Below are 17,500 nucleotides of genomic sequence, written 5' to 3' on the forward strand. Positions count from 1 at the left end.
GATGAGGAGCCTACGATGATCAAACGACACCACTGGGAATTGATTGCGGTACTGGTGTTGGCAGCCGTACCGACGTCGTCACCCCTGGCCTTTGAACTCAAATACCTCGATCAAACGGGGACGGTATTGGATTATTCGCTGAAGATAACGCGAGACAATGAGGCAACGTCCGTCGATGTCCAGCGTAGAGTAGACAGTAACCAAGGTGGCGTGTTGACGATCACGACGGCGTTCGCGAATGGCCAAAGCAGTCGTGGCGGAATTGTGACGCTGATCCCGGGCATGGATGGGACGAATCTGCGAACCGTCATGGATGAGCATGGCGTGGTCAGTTCAGTTACGCCCTTGGGTGACTTCGCGGCAACCTTGAATTCGTTGAATCTGGCGGTCGATCGCGACCTCTGGCATTCGCTGGGGATCTCCAGCTTTCCGGCGGGTGATCGGGCGGTCGGTGATTCCTGGACCAAGTCGGCCAGCGGCGGCAATCTGTTTACCTATCGTATCGCGGAGGAGGGACTGAGTTTGTCCGGCTACAGTTCGGTCGTACGCATTCATATCACCTCGACCATCGAACTGGACAACCGCCAAGAGGTGTTCAAGGCGCGCAAGAGCTTTTATTCCCGTGGACGCATTGGGTTCACCGGGGACATCTATTTCGATGTCGATGTCGGGCGCATCGTTCGACAGGCGGTGTCGCTGAACACGCATGTGCTTACGGTCGTCGTCGATCTGGACGGTACCCCGCAGATATCCCACGACGAAGGTGTCACGAACGTCGAGTTAACGATTCAATAGACGGCACCCATGACGACTCCGGTGTTTACTGACAGGGCCTTGCTGCGAAAGCGGATAGGTCAACTCTTCGCGATTCACCGCTACCTTATCCCTTTTTGGGGTAAGCAGGGACTGATGCTCCTGTGCTCCCTCGGTTTTATTTCCTTCGGCCTGATCACGCCCTTCCTCTCAAAGGTCGCTATCGACTACGGGCTGAATCGGGGCGATGCGGTGGTCTTCCACGCAGTTCTCGCCGCCGGCGCTATCTCTTTTCTGTTTTCTGCGCTGATTGGAATCATTCAGAAATACCTCGGATTCCACGTCAGTGTCTTGCTCGGGCTTGCCGTGCGCATGGACTATTATGAACGACTATGTCGCCAGCCGCTCTCTTTTTTTGATTCCCATTCGCCCGGCGAATTATTTCATCGCTTGACCAACGACACTGCGTCCGTAGTAGGGTTGGTTACCGGCACGATTCCGAACGTGCTGCTGACGCTTTTCCGGCTGGTCCTCGTTGGTGTCATATGCGTAATGTTGAGCTGGCAGGTCACACTGTTCGTCGCGGGGGGCGCTTGCCTGCATTACGCGCTGAATCACTATTTCGGATTGCGCGGGCTGCGCATCACCACGGCGCTCGCGGAGAAGGGGCAGCGCATCAGTGGGCTGTGGCAGGACACGCTGTCGAGGATTGTGCTGTTCAAGGCATTCTATCGGGAGCGGCAGGGGCTCAATGCCTATCGGCGAGAGGCCCTCGCGCAGTCCCGCATCCTGGCCGAGTCCTTTTGGCTGACGGCTGCAAGTGGCGGAACGCAGCAGGCCTTGAGCAGCGGGTTCGCACTGTTGCTTTCCTTATACCTGGGAACCCTTGTAATCAGTGGGCAACTCACGCTGGGTGCGTTCGTAGCACTTGCGATGTACCTGAGCCAGCTTTCCGGACTGCTACGCTCTCTCGGCGGGGTCTATCAGGGGTTGATTTCTCAGTTCGTCTATGTGGACAGGTTTTTCGAGGTCTACGGACCGGGGGAAGGGGCGCGCGCGCAGTCCAGGCCGGGGTCGCAACCGGGGTTAAGTGACTTTTCAGAGACAAGTAGTTCAGGTCCAGCGAGGCTCCGGCCAAGAACCAACTGTCGGCACGCCGAGGAGGTACCGGTAGTGCCTGAACCTTTACCAAGTGACGTACCTGCCATTGCGTTTGAAGACGTTTCGTACAGCTACCCAAACGGCCACTTGGTACTTGAGGGCCTCAATTTGTCGGTGTGGCCTGGTGAAACACTCTTAGTCCTGGGCAACAGCGGTGTGGGTAAGAGCACCTTTGCGAAGCTGCTGATGGGACTACTGGGGCCTGCAACCGGGCGAATCGTGATTTTCGGTAGAGCCCTGGACGGGCTGAGCGACCGGGAGCGGCGTCGTACCCTGGGGATTGCCTTACAGGATAGTCCCCTGCTCAACGCGAGCATGAGGGAGAACGTCACCTTCGGTCGGCGCAGCATCGCGGAGGAAGATTATCGACAGGTCCTATCGATTTGCGGCTTGGAAGGGGTTTTCGCTGGGTCGGCATCGCGTGCGGACGCACGACTTGGAGACGCCGGTGGAACTGTATCCGTGGGTCAGCGCCAGCGAATCGCCATCGCCATGGCATTGTTGAAACAGCCGAGGATTCTCGTGTTGGACGAGGCCACCAATCAAGTGGAGACGCAACTGGAGGAGCAGATCGTCGCAAGGATTCATCGGTTTTATCCAAAGATGACGGTAATCGTTCTTTCCTGCAGGCATAGGTCTGGGTTTAGATCTGATCGTGTGCTTGAGCTTGTTGGCCTGGATCATGACCGGACCTTGGCGCCATCAACGGCCGCACCGCGATTGGCGTCGCGAATGTCGGCAGCGCTCGCGTCTGCTGCGGCGTGACAGAGGAGAGCGAAATGAACAGCGTTAGCGCCGCGAATCGCATTCACACTTGGGAATGGTGGTTTCTGCGCGTCATGCGTGACAGTCGGCTGGTCGCGCTGACCATGGTTATCTTGTTCGCCGGGCTCGGGGCCAGTCTGTGGATGCTGGCGGTCAGTACCCGGGTCGCCGAGGACTTTCCGCTCGTTGGCCGATTTGTGCTTGACGCATTTCCCGTCGAGCCAGAGGGAACTTCCAGCGATTCGCGAGACTCCTTAGTTGCAGTGCTGTCGTTCGTCCGCGATGACGCGGCTCGCGCTGCCTTGGAGCGGGTGGACCGTGCCGAGATCCGTGTGACCTCGGGCGGTCTCACCCAATCCCTTCCGCTGTCGCTCCGGGGGCCGGTGGAAATGACCGGCGACGGGACCGGGTTTCTCGGCTATCGCGTGGCGGTAGATGGGATCGGGACCGCGCCTGCGGTAGTTGCCCATGGCCAGGTCGGTCTCATGAGTTTCGTGCTGCGTGTTCGCCGGAAGACACTTTGGCAGGTCTTGCGGGGCGGGGAAGCCCGCTGATATGAACACGCCGCGACAGTGGTTAACAGGCACGCTGCCGGTCCGCGGGCTCCTTCTTCGGATCACAGCGTGTTGGTTGGGGGTAGGCATTGCAGCGGCGGGCGAGGGCGCGGCCCCCTATATGACCCGCTGCGAAGGACTTACCCGCACGTCCTTTGACTTCATCACGGCCTATGCTGATGGGGCACTTCGCGGTGATTTCCGTTACGGGCACTTGCGGTTCCGCTTTCCACCGGGGCTCGTCGCAACAGCCGACCTCCGCCAGTTGGCGCAGGAGTGTGAGTCGGCATATCAGGACATCAATCGTCGCTTTGACATGGCCTATCAGAAGGTCATCGAGATTTTCCTTTACCCGCTTGAGCATGAGGGGCGGGTCTGGTACGCACTACCCTGCCTGGGGCGCGCACACCGCGACCAGATCCATGTGGCGTATCGTAACCGGTTAGAGCACGGGCATATCCAGCACGAGATGGTGCATCTCATGGTCGAACCGTTACATCAGTTTGCGCCGCCCGACAGCATTCCCGCACTGCTCATTGAAGGCCTGGCTGAATATGTGGTCGATGCCCCCTGGGGAATCGATCTGGATGCCTGGGTCACTGGCAGCATCGCGCTCGGGCGGTTCGTCGGGTTGGACTCGCTGCTGCGGGACTCCTCCTTCCGATCGGCCAATCCGATCGTGGCTTACACGGAGGCGGGGTCATTCGTACGCTACCTCGTCACGCGCTACGGTCTCGAAGCCTTAAAGGGTCTCATGGCCAAGCCCTCTTTCTCGGCGACCTATGGGAAGACACTCGGAACGCTTGAAGCGGATTGGCTTAACGTCATCAGCGGCGCCGTTGCAAAGGGGGACCAGCAGGGTCTGATTGAGTACCGCATCGCACTGGGCGATCGAGTGCTGTCACCTGAAGCACTTGCCCGAACGCCTTGGATTGGTCTGGAATTGGCGGACGCGACAGATCATCTCGTCGTTGAGCGCGTCGCGCCGGGAAGCCCCGCGGCCGACGTCGACGTGCGGTCTGGCGACGCGGTTCTTGCCGTGAACGAAGAGCCGCTGTCCGCTGGCGACGCGTGGAAGATCGGCCGGGCTCTCGAAGACCGCGCGCCCGGAGAACGACTGTCACTTTTGGTCGGCCGGGAAGATGACATATGGCGTCTGCAACTGGTCGTGAGGACCAATCCGACTTGGGTAATACACTAATGCAAAGGCAAACAGTCCATCAGTTTCTGACCGCCCAGACCCTTTCGCTGTTTGGGCCTGGGTCTGATTCCGGAGCACCCGATCAGCCTGGTTGTCCTCTGCCCCATGGGGAACTCCGCCAGACCCTGTTTGAACGCATCGAGCGTCAGTACGGCATTTGCCTGGCCGATGCGGTCGGTGATCGAGACCTCAGCCTCGGCGAACTCAATGGTCTTGTGATCTCCGAGATCAAGCGGCGGTCGCGTCTTACGGTAGACTCCAAGACCGTGTTTGAGAATTTCATTTTTGCAGGCCGCTGCAGGAAACTGTCAAGTCCATACGAGATCAATCTCGATCTGACCTTCAGATGCAATTATAGATGCGTCTTCTGTTATGCCTCGGCAGTGGATAGCGACGACCAACACAAGGAGTTGTCCACTGACGAGGTATTTGATATTCTCGATTCCTTCGCGAGTATGAACGGAGCCTTTGTGCTGTTCGGCGGCGGTGAGCCTTTTCTGCGCGACGACTTCCTGGAGATCCTCCGGTATACCAAGAGCAAGGGACTGTGGACCTATATCATCACCAACGGCTCACTAATCACTGCGCAGGTCGCTGAGCAATATGCCCGGCTGACTGACTCGCGCCATGACAAGATTCAAGTGAGTCTCGATGGGTCCTGTGCCGCGATACATGACAAGCAGAGGGGTGTCAAAGGGGCCTTTGATATGACCCTAAAGGGGATTCGCAACCTTACCGGAAACGGCATTCGTCCATTGATCAACACGGTTGCGACCCAACTCAATTTCAGCGACATTCCCGAAATCCTGGATCTCGCAGCCCGCGAGAACGCGCTCACCTATCGCTGCCTCATGCTCCACAAGATCGGACGCGGGGCCAAGGATAAGCTTTATGCCCGCCTTGAACTCAATCAGGAGCAGAACGACTGGCTATATGGCTTTCTCGATGCCAAGCGTGATGAGCTGATGGGTCTGATCGGCATCGCCAGCGATAACGCCTGTGTGTTTCCAATGAGCACAGCGGCCATTCGCGTGCAGATTCCTCCGATGCCCGGTGCCGTCCCGAGCAGCTATTCCTGCGCTGCCGGAACCACCAAGCTGGCTATTTCGCCGGAGGGCGGAGTCGTCCCGTGTTCCTATTTCTACGATTTCCCAGGTTTCTATCTCGCGTCTCTCAGAGAGCGCAGTCTTAAGGAAATTTGGGAAGACGATACCTTGTGGCGGGATTTCCGGGAACCACTCGAACCAGAGGGAAAGTGCCGCGATTGCGATTACCTCTACACCTGCAAGACCGGATGCCGGATCATGTCCTATGTTGGATGCGGCTCCTTTGGTGGTCCGGACATCGGCTGTACCTATGATCCCAGGGAAACCATCTCGGTTGGGGACCCAAGCACCGGAGGACCAGACCGTGAACACGTTTGAACGCTGCGATCTCGAAAAGATCGATTTTGCGGGCTGCCCCTGTGCCCCTTGCGGCGCAGCCGCCTGCGCGGCTGACGCCTGTGGGGGCGCCGCCTGTGGGGGGGATGCCTGCGGCGGCGCTGCCTGCGGCGGGGATGCCTGCGCGGGCGCCGCCTGCGGACTCGCCGGATGCGGAGGCGCTGCCTGTGGCGGCGCTGCCTGCGGCGGAGCCGGCTGCGCCGTGGACGCCTGCGGCGAGGCGATTTGTGGCGGTGACGCCTGCGGCGGTGCCGCGTGCGGTCTCGACGCGTGCGGCGCCGCCGCCTGCGGCGGCGCGGCCTGTGCGGCGAACGCCACGGTTGATGGCAAGCCCTGTGGCGCTGACGCCTGTCTGGTAAACTGCCCGGTAGTGGACGCCTGCTTGGCCGACGCCTGCTTAGTCGACCTCCTCCCGATCGTCCCGGGTATCTCGACGCCGGGCTCCGGCGGCATTCCGTACTCGTTCAGTTCGACGGCGGAGAGCGGCGCGATCATTTACGGTGACGCGCTTGCAGGGACCTTTGCGCTTCTTCGCGATACGATCGAGGATTGATGCGTGGCCATTCACACCAAACAGGATGTCATAGAACGTATTGTTTATGTGAAAAAAGAAATGCCGGAGGTGCTGTTTCGTGAAGAGATCCTCAATGGCGAGTCCGTCGCGATCATTTACGATTCCATCACGAAGACGATGTTCCATGTCAAGGGAAATGGCGGCGCGATCTGGAAGCTCCTAGACGGCCGGCGCACCATACGCATGGTCAGCGAGGATCTTGCGCGCGCCAGCCCCGGCCTCGACGAGAGCGATGCCCTTGCTGACGTCACGCGGTTCGTCGTCCAGCTTGGCGAGCAACGGCTGATTCGCTTTGCCTACGAGGTTTGACAAAGGCAAGGTCGCCCATTTCTTCTACAACCTTATCCGGTGGAGAAAGACATGCCCCGCGCTACTTCTACATCCGCACTGGCAACTCTGCTGGCGCTTGTCGTGCTTACGCTTGCGGCAGTGTCGGCGTTCGGCGATGGAAAGCGTTTCTCTGAAATAGCTGAGATCAAGCTCACAGGACAAAACCTCCCGGCAGGCTGGGCGCTGGTGGAAGAGGTCATTGCAGACGAAGCGGCCCTCGCCAAGTTCAAGACGATCTATGGCGTCAAGGCCGAATCCATTGTCAACCAGATTTTCAACGCTGCGGGCCAGCGGGTGCAGCTCAACTATTGCCTGTTTTCGGATGCGCCGCTCGCCGAGTTGGCGGCGGCGAAGATCTCGGTATTCACGCGCTCGCAGAATCCCATCGTTCAATCCGGCAACAGTGTCGTAGAGATTATTACGGGTGACCCTTGGAAGAAACAATCCGTTCTGACAGCTCTCGGCCTTCCCGGATTAGAGGGGGTGCTGCTTACCGAACAAAGCACGCCTAAGGATTGGGCGCTGAGCGCCGTCGTACTCGTCGATCGCGCGCAGTTGCCGATCTTTCGCACCAAACTTGATGCCCCTGTCGAGATATTGTTCAACCAGGTGTTCAAAGTGAATGGGACCATAGTTAAAATCAATTATATCGGAATGCCGGACGAAGCGGCGGCGGAGCGTCTGCGTTCGGTTATGGCAGGCACCGCCACCGAAGGCCGCGTCGTGCTCCGGCGGGGCCAGGTAGTCATCGAGATTCTCTCAACGGATCCGGATTTGGTGAGCAGAGCTGCCGCCGCATTGGGCTGAAGCACAGATTTCCGGATCAGGGCACCCGCGGACGGGTCACGCTGGAACGAGTCTGCGGGTTATATAGGCGAACACATTGCCGCGTCTTCGCGCTGGGGGTGAAGTATGGGTGCATTGCATTGACGGACTATCGCCTGGCGTTTCGGTTACTCAACGAAGACCTGTTTGGGCTTGCCGAGCAGAAGATGGATCTGATCACTGAACTGCGGATGAACGACTCCGTGATCGATGGAAATCGCAAGATCATCTGCTTCGTTGGGCCACGTGGGGCGGGTAAGAGATCACTTGCTGCCACGCTTGCCCGCGCCTTGGGCCAGAAATTCCTCACCATAAGAATCGGCCAGGACGATGATTGCGGAGCGCCGAGATATGGCAGGAGCAAGGCGGGTGAACTTGCGGGAAATCTGCTTCACCTGATGGACCGGAACCGCGGGCAACGGCTTTTGATTCTGCTTGATGGTATTGAATACATCAACCCGATCTTTCAGAATAGGACAGTTACCAGCTTTCGTGAAGTTCTGACGATCTCTCACGAACATTCCTTGCGCCTTGGGCATATCGACCAACCGCTGAATTTCGCTGACGTGGTCTTCGTGGCGACGGCACGGGAGGCGCGGGGGATTACCCGAGAGATGCTGGACGAGCTAAAGTTGATTCAGTTCACGGGATATTGTGATGACGAAAAGGTCGAGATCGTCAAGCGCTGGATGATCCAGCCGAATCACTCAAGCAACGCGTGTTGCGGCGCGGCGCAGATCGACGATGACGGTATCTTTGATCTGATCCGGTGCTACACGAACGAACTCGGCGTTTTTGAGCTCAGGGCGGTCTTCGATCGCCTTCAGCGGCAGTTGGTCTTTGAGTCTACGGTCGCAGGAGCGGCCCCGCAACAGCGTTTGGGGCGACAGGACCTGAGTCGCTATCTGGGGCCTCCACTGTATGACGCGGCCAGCGTGCGCAACGGTCTTCAGGTCGGCGCTGTTGCTATGCTTGGCCGTTGCGACGGACGGGGAGTGATTTCAGAGATCGAAGTGCTCACTATCCCGGATCCCCGGGCGAATCTGGTCCTCACCGGCAATCTCGACGCACTGTTCAGGGAGGTCGTCATGGTGGCCCTTTCATGCCTGAGAAAGCGGAGCGCTGAGTATGGGATCTCCCCGGAGTTCCTGTCCCGGCATACGGTTCATGTTAATGCAATTCCCGGCGGCGTCCTCAAGTCCGGCGTATCGTCCGGGCTTGCGGTTCTGCTCGCCCTGTTCTCGGAGATCAAGGGTCTGCCGCTGCGCGCCGATCTCAGTGCGATCGGCGAGGTCACCCTCCGGGGCGGCATACGCAGGGTCATTGGCGTACCTGAGAAGATCCTTGGCGCTCACCGCCTCGGTATTAGGACGCTGTGCTACCCAAACGAGAACCAGGGCGATATCGATCGCTTGCCAAGGGAGTTGGTTGGGGGATTGGAACTGATCGGTGTGGATTCGGTCGATCAGGCGCTGATGGCCGTGTTCGGGGATAAGTTTCATTCTCCGACAGCGCCTCGGGCCCGATCATGAGTACCCTATCTCTCATCTGGCTTCTTATTGGACTCTCGGTTGCTGTCTTCGCCGGGGTCTTATGGGCGATTCGGCGTCAGCGGTTTCTGGTGCCGAATGACGCAGTTAATGCTGTGCAGACGCTCGCCTTCAGCACGCGCGATGTCGGTGCATGTGGCGCGACTTGTGCGCCACTCGCTATCTGGGAAGAAGTCGCGCTCCTGGATGATGACGATGGACAGCATCTTACGCTCACCTTCGGTCGGACTCCGGCGGAGGTCGTAGCGATCCGATGGTCGGATTCCGCTCGCGCTGCTGCTCAATGGAGCAACTATTACCGGCGAACTTACTATGATAAAGTTCGGCAACTGGCCCTCAGCAACACCGTGTTCAAACCCTATTTCATCGTTGGCCGATTTGGTTTGAAACCGGCGTGGGATTTAGCGGCTTGGTCGCAAGGCCGGTGGTTTTTCGCGGTCATCGTCCCAACGACAATCCCTGCTGCACATCGGGTCAGGCTGGAGATCGAGCGTCGTCTGCTGACCCACCTCGCTCATCTTGGTTGCGTGCGAGATTGACGCCGGAGGAGACTCGGATGCAAAGCGCGCTTGTCTTTCCGCCGTTCCTGGTCAGTTACCAACCTTATTCCAGCCTGCCCGCGCTTGCTGGTTTCCTCCGGGGGCAGGGCTTTACTGTCGCCCTGCTCGATGAGAATATCGAGTACCAAGCGCAGAGGCTGAGGCGGATTCATTTCGACGCCATTGAGGCCGGCGTTCAAACCCTGCGAGCGGATTGTGCGAGGCTCGACTCCGACGATGGCAGGAGCCTGGGCCGCTATCTTGACAGTTGTTTCAGGCCAGAGTACTTTGCCGCCGTCGCTGCCGGACTGGAAGATGCAATTGCGGGTTTACGTAATTCACATATCCTTGCCGATGTGTGCAAGGCCGATCAGGCACGGAGCGTCTTGAATCGCGCGCAAAATCTCGTCCACCAATTCAACAAAGTATTTGAACTCTCGGTATTGGGCTATGGAAAGAGGCAAGGCGGTCTCACCTGGCAAGACATCGCACTGCTAAGCGCACATCGCGCTAATCCCTACACATCTTTTCTGCGCAGCGAGACGATTCCCCGCCTGTCCTTGGCTCGACCTGCTCTGATCGGGATTTCGTTGGTGTTTGAAGACCAACTGGTTGCCGCCTTTACGCTTGTCCGGGAGATCAGGAGAGAGCCTGCACTTGCCGACGTTCACATTGTGATTGGCGGGCCGGTGGTCACCATCTTACAGGACGAGATCCGCAACTCGCCTGAACTCTTCGATGCGGTCGACTCATTCGTTGTATACGAGGGGGAGTGGGCCTTGGTGAATTTGCTTAGAGCGGTCGAGTCGGGCGCTCCGCTGGACGCCGTGCCGAATTTGATCTATCGCGTCGCTGACGTTGTCAAGAGTAACGACATTGCGGTCATTCCGGACCTCGATGTGCTGCCAACGCCGGATTACCACGGACTTCCACTTGAAAAGTACTTTTCGCCGCGCATGGTTCCGGTATTGCAGACAACACGCGGCTGCTATTGGGGAAAATGCACGTTCTGTAACAGCAGCTTCCTCAACGCCGGACCCCGCTATCGCAGCAGGTCGGCCGCGAAAATTTATGAGGATTTCGTAGGATTGCATGAGCGCTTCGGGCTGTCTGAATTTGCACTCTGGGAAGAGGCGGCCGTACCCAGAGTTCTGCGGGATCTTGCCGTATTGATCGCGGGCGGCGCTTATCGCTTCAAGTGGTTCGCGGAAGTGCGCCTGGACAAAGTGTTTTCTTACGATCTGCTTTCAACCCTCTATCGTGGGGGCTGTCGGGCCTTTGTCTTCGGCTTCGAGTCCGGCAGCGTCCGGGTTCAGGGTCTGATGAACAAGGGTTATGATCTGGCTGTCAGTAGCCAGGTGATCCGCGACTGCAGAAAGGTCGGGATCCGCGTCTATCTCACAAACATGGTTGGCTTCCCGTCGGAGGCTTCGCGGGATGTTTTCGATACGCTCGCGTTTCTCAAGGCCAACGCGCGCTATATTTATCACGCCGGCGTTTCGCACTTTGGTTTACGCAGGTACACCGATACCTGGCGGTTCCCCGAACGCTTCGGCATTTGCGTGGATTCGTCGGCGCCGACGCTCTCTGCGGGCGGAGATCTCTCTTATCAGGTTGACCCTGAACGCTGTATGTCGCTCAACCATTCGTTGGCCTTTTATGATCTCGTTCGCAGAGAAATCAAGCGGATGGGGCTCGAGGGGGGGGAGCCGGAGGCGCATTATCTGATCCGTTGTCATTGACGGTATCACGGGCTGCATAATCGCCGACAAGGTCGTTGGCAAGGGGTTTTATGTCAAACTCTATGGCCAGGAGATCGAGATGAAAGCAAATGATATCAGGGCTTGCGTCGGGGCGCGAAAATCCCAGGTGGTGGCGGCTATCATGGGGTTATTTTTCAGTACGGCAGTATTGGCACTTACCCCCTTCGCGTATATTCAACTAACCGCCGAGATGATGCAGCATCGCGCCCAGGAGTACGAGCGCTTTGCCGTACTTGCGGTTAGGTTTCGGGACTCTCCCGCGGGCTGGCGGACAATGGAGACTGACCTCCACAGGCAGTCGGACGCGGAGATTGGGAAGCTCTATAGCCGTTACGGAGTCGACGAGAGGGAGTTCCTCTCTTATTACTCGGCGAATCCGCAGATTGTCGGAGCCTATCTGGACGCGAATCCGGACCAGCAAGAGCGTCTCCATGGCCTCCAGGAGCGCATGGAAAAGGCTTTGGCGGATTTCGAAGCGCAGAAAGCCAAGATCGGACCCGAGGCATTGCGTTGATGGGATTCTCCGGCGCGATCGGCAACGCGATGGTCGTCCGTAAGCCATTTGCTGCAGGTCCCGGGTCCAGACCTTGGGAGGCCCACGGGTTGGCTGCGCGCCGTTGGCGGGTGCTTTGCCGGTTCTTGATCGCTTCGTTGCTCGTCGGTTCAGTTGACTGTGCCACGGCTCAGGGTCTCAGCGTCGAGCCGAACCCGGTGGATATGGGTCCGGTAGCCGCAGGATCCCGGCTTCAGGCGCGCCTTTCGGTGCGCAATGAGAGTGATCGGGTGCTCACTATCCTCGATTTGGAAAAAGGCTGCCACGTCATGGTCGATCTGCCGGACAGTGCAAAGCTCGCACCCGGAGCCGCGATGGTGCTGACCGTGACATGGGACGCGGATATGTCACTCGGGGTGAAGCAAACGCGCCTGTTCCTTCGGACTGACAGTCTCAGCGACCCGGAAGTCCCGGTGAATATAGTACACGATGTGCGAGACAGCGCTGCGCTGTTCCCGGCATCAGCGGTCCTGCGCGGCGGCGCCTGTCAGCGGGGAGAGCCCGTCTTTGTAGAACTCAGGCTGATAGGAGAAGCAGAGACGGACCTGAAAGAGATCAACGTCAGTGGGGTAGGGCTGCGGGCCTGGAGTGAGCCGTTGGACTCGCCAGGTAGACGGGGTTACCGCATCGGTGTGGCGCTTGAGAAGCTACGGTCTTTTGATGTGTCGATGGAGGTGGTCACTCTGGAGATTGTTACGGCGGCGCACCGGCACTCTCTTGACCTGCCGGTTCTGGTGCTCTGCGAATCCCGTGAGCCCAGGCGCCCCGCTATTCTGCCAGAGCGGGAGAGAGTGCCCGCTGCGAATCGAGCACTCACGGATGGCGCCGTGTCTGCCGGCCGGGGGATCACGCCATGAGTTTACCGTTGGGGGCGATGTTTCAAGCGGTTCAACATAGGTCGAGTCAGGTTCGCAAGAACGTTTTCGCAGCGGGTATGCGACGGATTGCGTTTATTCTCTTGCTCGTCTCAGGCGCGATGGCGCACGGCGAGACCAGTCAAATGCCGCTGGCCGGGCTGTTTGCGTTTACGGCCTACCCGGTGGACAACTGGGAACTGTTCGTCTGGGAACCGGCGTCACGGAAACCCCCTCGACAACTGACACACACACCGTTCGACGAGAAGTCCCCGGCGATTTCGGTTGATCGTAAACATATTGCTTTTGCAACCACGGAAGGTGAAATTTTGGTCCATGCACTGGATACCGGGGACACAGTGCGCATCTCACCACGGATGCCCGGGGCCTGGGATTCCCCGAGCTACGCCCCGGATGGCCGGCGACTGGCCGCGGTCTATCTTCCGCCCGGCAGCGCGGATCGGGCGGAGTTGGCCATTCTGTCCCTCGGGGGGGAACCGCCGCAATTTCCGCTGAAGCAGTTCGGTCCTCAGTACGCGCCGTCCTGGTCTCCCGACGGTCGACAACTCGCTTTTGGCTACGGGCACTGCTCCAATGCGTGCGGGCGTGTCATTCAAGAGCCCTGGACTTTGGACATGGTTCGCGGCAATGCCCGGCAGGTACTGCTGGGCGGGGCCTACGCTTATGATTTTAACTGGAGTCCTGACAGCAACCGGCTCGTTTTTGCCCGCAACGAAGAGCTTAGTCATATCCTGATGTACTACGATTTCACTGCTCAGAGGGTAACGCCTCTTGCCGCCGGTGATGAGCTGAGCGATTCGCCCTGCTTTAGCCCGGACGGGCGAAGCATTGCCTTTCTGTCCAGCCGTGATGGTTCCCGTGCGCTATGGGTATTCGATCTGACTTCCGGCGTCAGCGTGCGTATCACCCCCCCTCTGAACACACAGTACGGCTTTCAAGACTTCGCTTGGCGTTGATTAAGAGAGGAGACCCGATTATGTCTGCCGGCTTTACTATCTCACTGTTCGCGTCGCTGGTGTTATCAGGCTGGATGCTGAGTGCACCCGCGCCCGCCGCGTCGCAATCACTTCCTGCCGGGGATGCTGGGCAGATCTTTGGTTCCCTCAGCATCGGGAAGCCTGTTTTTAATCCCGCGGCGGGAGAGGCGATGGACCTGTCCCTAGGGCTAAAGAGATCGGGCAGAGTGACGCTGCGTGTCTTCGATGCGCAATGGCGCGAGGTTGCGGTCCCCGTCCAGGACGCTGACTTGGGGGCAGGACCACACAAGTTGTCCTGGGACGGGCACGACGCCGATGCCGCCATCGTGCCCAACGAAGCTTACTTTTTTACAGTTGAGGTTGTCGGTGCCGATGGAAGCACCGAGATCTACGACCCGACGGCCTTCTCGGGGGGGATAGAGAGCGATATCTCAGAGGCGGAGTTGGACCGCCTTCAAGGCACATTTCACTATCGGCTTCCTGGACCCGCGCGGGTCAATATCCGGATTGGGCTTGAATCTGGCCCCCTTCTACTCACTCTCGTTGACTGGGAGCCCCGGACCTCCGGGCAGATCAGCGAATATTGGGATGGGCGAGATCGAGACGGGCTGCTTGACCTGTACGAACATCCAAAACGCAAGATCATCATCACCTGTTTTACCTTGCCCGACAACAGCGTCATTACGATTGGCAACGCCGATCGCGCCGTCGTGAACGATGTCCCGGCCAGCCCCCGGGCGCTGAAGCCCGACCGGACAATCATCAATGCGCGTTCCGGAAAGGAATCGCCTCATTATCGTCTGAGTCGACAGCTCGACCGGTCCCCGAACCTGCGGGTAGAGTTCAAGAGCCTTGAGGAAGTGATAAACGGGGTGTCGGTCATCACGGGCCGCACGATCGTGAATCTGGATATGGACGAACGTAGCAAACGCGATTTCGTTAATTCAAAATTCGAGATTGTGTTCTTCTTGGACGGTCAATTCCTGGCGGAAGAAGAGGCCGGCTTTATACCCTATAATTGGACTTGGGACACGACGCAGCACGCGCCTGGCGATCACCATCTTACCGTGAACCTGTCAACCGTCACCGACCAGATCGGCGTGGCCAGCAAACGCATACGCATCGTTCGCTGATCGAAGCCGTGACGCGCGGCCTTGCTCGTACCCGGGCGTCGCCATCCGGATGCGGCGAACCCGTCGGTGCGCCGCGGTCGTGCCTGGCGGCCCCGCATTCACGGCCTTGATCATTATTCCGGCCACCTCGAGCAAGGGCCGGTGGCCGGAGTTATGATCAAGGTCGCATTCACCTCCTGGATATCCCAGTGATTTCCAGGAGTGTCGTGTCGCCGGCACGGCGCAGCTGTATACCGCGAGCATCGATACCAGTAACACGCCAGCCGGCGACCCAATCGCTCAACTCCACAGTCCAATCGCGCCCAGTCTCGGCATCATGCAGGCGCGCCTGAGCGATACCTGGAGCAACGACCACATAACGCAGCGTGATCGCCGTGGGGAAGTTCTTCAACCGAGCGTCCATGGCGCGTGTTGCAGACGCGGGCGAAGCCTCGGGGCGACGCGAGGGTGCGAACAGCGGCTTTGCTGCAACCTGTTCAAACAACTCGGCGGGAGGCATTTTCGGGAGGGACACAATGTTCGTCGCACGCGGGGGGGGCAGAAGGGTCGCCGGCATCACACAAGGCTCCGTCATCATGCGACAGGGCCATAGCCAGCATTCCGCTGCAACCAGAAGCGCCAACCATCCACAGGTGATGACGAGGGCGCGGCGGGTCATGGCTTTATCCAATAGCCGACGAGATCCATCTGGATGGCGAGCATGCGTCTTGGTTGTTCTGTCCCCGTTCCCGGTCGGCTGTCGGCAGCACTTACGATCAGGTTCTCGACCGTTACCGGGGGACTGCCCCACTCGATGCTCCTTAATATCGAGACAAGTGCCTGCTCGTCACCCCTGACGTCTGCACGCAGTACGAGCCGAAGTTGCTCCCCCTCTGCAACACTCGGAAGTGACTGGGTTCTCGTCAGCTCAGCCTGAGCGCGCAGGACAGATTGCTTCAGTGCCTCGACCAGCCAGAGCGCAGCCCCGTCCGACGTATCCGCATCAAGGAAGAGACCGCTTGCCTGCAGTCGCTTCTGTGTCTCCTGCCAGCGTTGCTCCAGATACGGCCGTTCTGCATTTATCTGCACGGCGCATGCCAATTCACTTCCCTTACTCAGGATAGCTGCACGCAACGCTGCCATTTCATCCAACCACAATAGCATCAGCCCAGCAGCAATCATCAGCGTCAAGGTGACACCGATTCGCAACATATACACCGACGGCGTAGTCCTACTCGCCCCCATGGTACTCGAAGTCGGCAATAAAATGGATACTTGAATAGGGGGAGTCACGGGTCGGTAGTAACGGCGCATATAATGATACGCGGGCGAACATTGCTGAATATTCCAAGCGGTCGCGTAGACCAAGAGGATTCCGAGCCCGCCCCTGAAGGACCAATGTGTCTCGCTGGATCGTCAGCGTCTGGAGCCAGGCATCGTCGGGAAACAGGTCAGTGAGTTCCAGCAGGGTCTCAGCGCGGGTTCGCATGGCGGAGCGCTCGATAAGCCGATTCGTAATCAGTTGTTCGCGCTCGCCGAGGCGCTTGGCGAGAGTCTGCACAGTTTGTGTCTCGGGGGCTAAGATCGCCGCCCGGGCGGATAACGCGTGGAGAGTCGACTGTAGCCGGATCAGCGGAAGCACCAAGGCGAGAACGAACAGGGAGGTGGCCAGCAACCCAAAAACGAGGTTGATTGCCCAGTCTCGGGATCGCCGCTGCGATGCACCCGGAGGTTCGGACACGCAAGGACGATTCATCAAGAACAGTGCAAACTGGTGCCGCTCAAGCCATCGCGTTACACAAGTCTGTAACGTATTGATCTAACGAGGAGATCATTACCTGGCGTGTCGTAGACAATGCTAACGGCTTACGGACTTGTGTGGCGCGATGCGTTCAAGCGGTTCGTGGTGCGCGGGCTATCAATGTCAGCGGCGGCGTGGATGACGCAGGCCGAATATCAGCCAGGGAGCAATAAGTAACCAAGGCAGTGGTGCGGGGATGGCTCGTTCTTCGGTTCGTACGTTGGCCACGGTGACGACGGAGGTGACGTCGCTATCAGCGGGTAGAGCCGCAAGTTGAAACTGCAGACCCAAGGTCAAGCCGGACAGCGAGGTTAAGTCAAACGCAATAGTACCGGACCCGGCATTCCCGGTGTAGAACTCGAAGGGTGCGCTGCTCAAACCCGTTACGGCATTAAAGACGAAGGCGCCGAATTCATCGTCGTTGCCTGAAGGCTCCGTGAACTGGTAATCGAAGACCAAGAACACCTGGTTGCCGGGGACGATCAAGTCAGGACCGCCCGTTACTGGGTCGTTGTACAGTAGAACAGGGGACAGCGACGGGTCTTCTCTCATCACGGCTGAGACTCCGCCACTTAGGATATCCACCGATGCGTCTTTGGTGAAATCGGACAGCGAGATCGGCCCAGCCACCACGCTTGGGACCAACACGAAAAGTGACGCAGCGCACACGCAACCAAGGACGGCGTCAACACCAACATTCCTTCTAGACATCACTTTGATCTCCG

The 17,500-nt window shown here is 58.6% G+C and carries 19 protein-coding genes; 15 read left to right on the plus strand and 4 right to left on the minus strand.

The features are described from left to right. Positions 1-15: 15 nt before the first annotated feature. From THSYN_RS14605 to THSYN_RS14670, 15 genes are all read left to right on the plus strand, one after another. On the plus strand, positions 16-795 hold the full coding sequence (locus tag THSYN_RS14605; protein ID WP_157817675.1) for a hypothetical protein: 780 nt from the start codon (positions 16-18) through the stop codon (positions 793-795). 9 nt (positions 796-804) lie between these two features. Then, entirely contained in the window at positions 805-2,679 is a 1,875-nt protein-coding gene (locus THSYN_RS14610; protein WP_100919785.1) for an ABC transporter ATP-binding protein, read from the plus strand. A 14-nt stretch (positions 2,680-2,693) separates the two neighbouring features. Next, positions 2,694-3,233: a hypothetical protein gene (locus THSYN_RS14615; protein ID WP_100919786.1), complete on the plus strand. Its 540-nt coding sequence runs from the start codon at positions 2,694-2,696 to the stop codon at positions 3,231-3,233. A gap of 1 nt (position 3,234) precedes the next feature. After that, a complete protein-coding gene (locus THSYN_RS14620; RefSeq protein WP_100919787.1) occupies positions 3,235-4,434 on the plus strand; it encodes a PDZ domain-containing protein in 1,200 nt (399 codons plus the stop codon). Further along, a complete protein-coding gene (locus tag THSYN_RS14625) occupies positions 4,434-5,858 on the plus strand; it encodes a radical SAM/SPASM domain-containing protein (protein WP_172965285.1) in 1,425 nt (474 codons plus the stop codon). The genes THSYN_RS14620 and THSYN_RS14625 overlap by 1 nt, the downstream gene beginning before the upstream one ends. A gap of 220 nt (positions 5,859-6,078) precedes the next feature. Then, on the plus strand, positions 6,079-6,429 hold the full coding sequence (locus THSYN_RS14630; protein WP_100919789.1) for a hypothetical protein: 351 nt from the start codon (positions 6,079-6,081) through the stop codon (positions 6,427-6,429). Between the two features lie 3 nt (positions 6,430-6,432). Then, positions 6,433-6,759: a PqqD family protein gene (locus THSYN_RS14635; protein WP_157817676.1), complete on the plus strand. Its 327-nt coding sequence runs from the start codon at positions 6,433-6,435 to the stop codon at positions 6,757-6,759. Positions 6,760-6,810: 51 nt separating this feature from the next. Next, complete coding sequence (locus THSYN_RS14640; protein ID WP_100919791.1) at positions 6,811-7,587, plus strand: hypothetical protein; 777 nt, start codon at positions 6,811-6,813, stop codon at positions 7,585-7,587. Between the two features lie 119 nt (positions 7,588-7,706). After that, positions 7,707-9,137: a S16 family serine protease gene (locus THSYN_RS14645; protein ID WP_157817677.1), complete on the plus strand. Its 1,431-nt coding sequence runs from the start codon at positions 7,707-7,709 to the stop codon at positions 9,135-9,137. Beyond that, a complete protein-coding gene (locus tag THSYN_RS33900) occupies positions 9,134-9,694 on the plus strand; it encodes a hypothetical protein (protein WP_157817678.1) in 561 nt (186 codons plus the stop codon). Before THSYN_RS14645 ends, THSYN_RS33900 begins: the two co-directional genes overlap by 4 nt. Positions 9,695-9,711: 17 nt before the next feature. Next, positions 9,712-11,436 (plus strand): B12-binding domain-containing radical SAM protein, encoded by a 1,725-nt coding sequence (locus THSYN_RS14650; protein WP_100919793.1) that lies wholly within the window; start codon positions 9,712-9,714, stop codon positions 11,434-11,436. A 79-nt stretch (positions 11,437-11,515) separates the two neighbouring features. Then, positions 11,516-11,971: a hypothetical protein gene (locus THSYN_RS14655; RefSeq protein WP_100919794.1), complete on the plus strand. Its 456-nt coding sequence runs from the start codon at positions 11,516-11,518 to the stop codon at positions 11,969-11,971. Between the two features lie 89 nt (positions 11,972-12,060). Continuing rightward, entirely contained in the window at positions 12,061-12,867 is an 807-nt protein-coding gene (locus THSYN_RS14660; protein WP_157817679.1) for an Ig-like domain-containing protein, read from the plus strand. Next, positions 12,864-13,841 (plus strand): TolB family protein, encoded by a 978-nt coding sequence (locus THSYN_RS14665; RefSeq protein ID WP_100919796.1) that lies wholly within the window; start codon positions 12,864-12,866, stop codon positions 13,839-13,841. Before THSYN_RS14660 ends, THSYN_RS14665 begins: the two co-directional genes overlap by 4 nt. Before the next feature lie 20 nt (positions 13,842-13,861). After that, positions 13,862-14,995: a hypothetical protein gene (locus tag THSYN_RS14670; RefSeq protein ID WP_100919797.1), complete on the plus strand. Its 1,134-nt coding sequence runs from the start codon at positions 13,862-13,864 to the stop codon at positions 14,993-14,995. Between the two features lie 169 nt (positions 14,996-15,164). Here THSYN_RS14670 and THSYN_RS14675 read toward each other — a convergent pair whose 3' ends face one another. From THSYN_RS14675 to THSYN_RS14685, 4 genes are all read right to left on the minus strand, one after another. Next, positions 15,165-15,653, minus strand: a complete 489-nt coding sequence (locus THSYN_RS14675; protein WP_100919798.1) for a hypothetical protein — start codon at positions 15,651-15,653, stop codon at positions 15,165-15,167. Continuing rightward, entirely contained in the window at positions 15,650-16,186 is a 537-nt protein-coding gene (gspM, locus tag THSYN_RS14680; RefSeq protein ID WP_236848952.1) for a type II secretion system protein GspM, read from the minus strand. Before gspM ends, THSYN_RS14675 begins: the two co-directional genes overlap by 4 nt. Positions 16,187-16,205: 19 nt before the next feature. Continuing rightward, positions 16,206-16,649: a PilN domain-containing protein gene (locus THSYN_RS33905; protein ID WP_157817681.1), complete on the minus strand. Its 444-nt coding sequence runs from the start codon at positions 16,647-16,649 to the stop codon at positions 16,206-16,208. A 249-nt stretch (positions 16,650-16,898) separates the two neighbouring features. Further along, a complete protein-coding gene (locus tag THSYN_RS14685; RefSeq protein ID WP_157817682.1) occupies positions 16,899-17,327 on the minus strand; it encodes a hypothetical protein in 429 nt (142 codons plus the stop codon). Positions 17,328-17,500 lie beyond the last annotated feature (173 nt).

Source organism: Candidatus Thiodictyon syntrophicum, from assembly GCF_002813775.1.
Lineage (GTDB): Bacteria > Pseudomonadota > Gammaproteobacteria > Chromatiales > Chromatiaceae > Thiodictyon > Thiodictyon syntrophicum.

Coding starts and splice junctions, on each gene's coding strand:
- THSYN_RS14605 (WP_157817675.1), top strand. CDS start 16: ATGATCAAACGACACCACTGGGAATTGATTGCGGTACTGGTGTTGGCA.
- THSYN_RS14610 (WP_100919785.1), top strand. CDS start 805: ATGACGACTCCGGTGTTTACTGACAGGGCCTTGCTGCGAAAGCGGATA.
- THSYN_RS14615 (WP_100919786.1), top strand. CDS start 2,694: ATGAACAGCGTTAGCGCCGCGAATCGCATTCACACTTGGGAATGGTGG.
- THSYN_RS14620 (WP_100919787.1), top strand. CDS start 3,235: ATGAACACGCCGCGACAGTGGTTAACAGGCACGCTGCCGGTCCGCGGG.
- THSYN_RS14625 (WP_172965285.1), top strand. CDS start 4,434: ATGCAAAGGCAAACAGTCCATCAGTTTCTGACCGCCCAGACCCTTTCG.
- THSYN_RS14640 (WP_100919791.1), top strand. CDS start 6,811: ATGCCCCGCGCTACTTCTACATCCGCACTGGCAACTCTGCTGGCGCTT.
- THSYN_RS33900 (WP_157817678.1), top strand. CDS start 9,134: ATGAGTACCCTATCTCTCATCTGGCTTCTTATTGGACTCTCGGTTGCT.
- THSYN_RS14650 (WP_100919793.1), top strand. CDS start 9,712: ATGCAAAGCGCGCTTGTCTTTCCGCCGTTCCTGGTCAGTTACCAACCT.
- THSYN_RS14655 (WP_100919794.1), top strand. CDS start 11,516: ATGAAAGCAAATGATATCAGGGCTTGCGTCGGGGCGCGAAAATCCCAG.
- THSYN_RS14665 (WP_100919796.1), top strand. CDS start 12,864: ATGAGTTTACCGTTGGGGGCGATGTTTCAAGCGGTTCAACATAGGTCG.
- THSYN_RS14670 (WP_100919797.1), top strand. CDS start 13,862: ATGTCTGCCGGCTTTACTATCTCACTGTTCGCGTCGCTGGTGTTATCA.
- THSYN_RS14675 (WP_100919798.1), bottom strand. CDS start 15,653: ATGACCCGCCGCGCCCTCGTCATCACCTGTGGATGGTTGGCGCTTCTG.
- gspM (WP_236848952.1), bottom strand. CDS start 16,186: ATGTTGCGAATCGGTGTCACCTTGACGCTGATGATTGCTGCTGGGCTG.
- THSYN_RS14685 (WP_157817682.1), bottom strand. CDS start 17,327: ATGAGAGAAGACCCGTCGCTGTCCCCTGTTCTACTGTACAACGACCCA.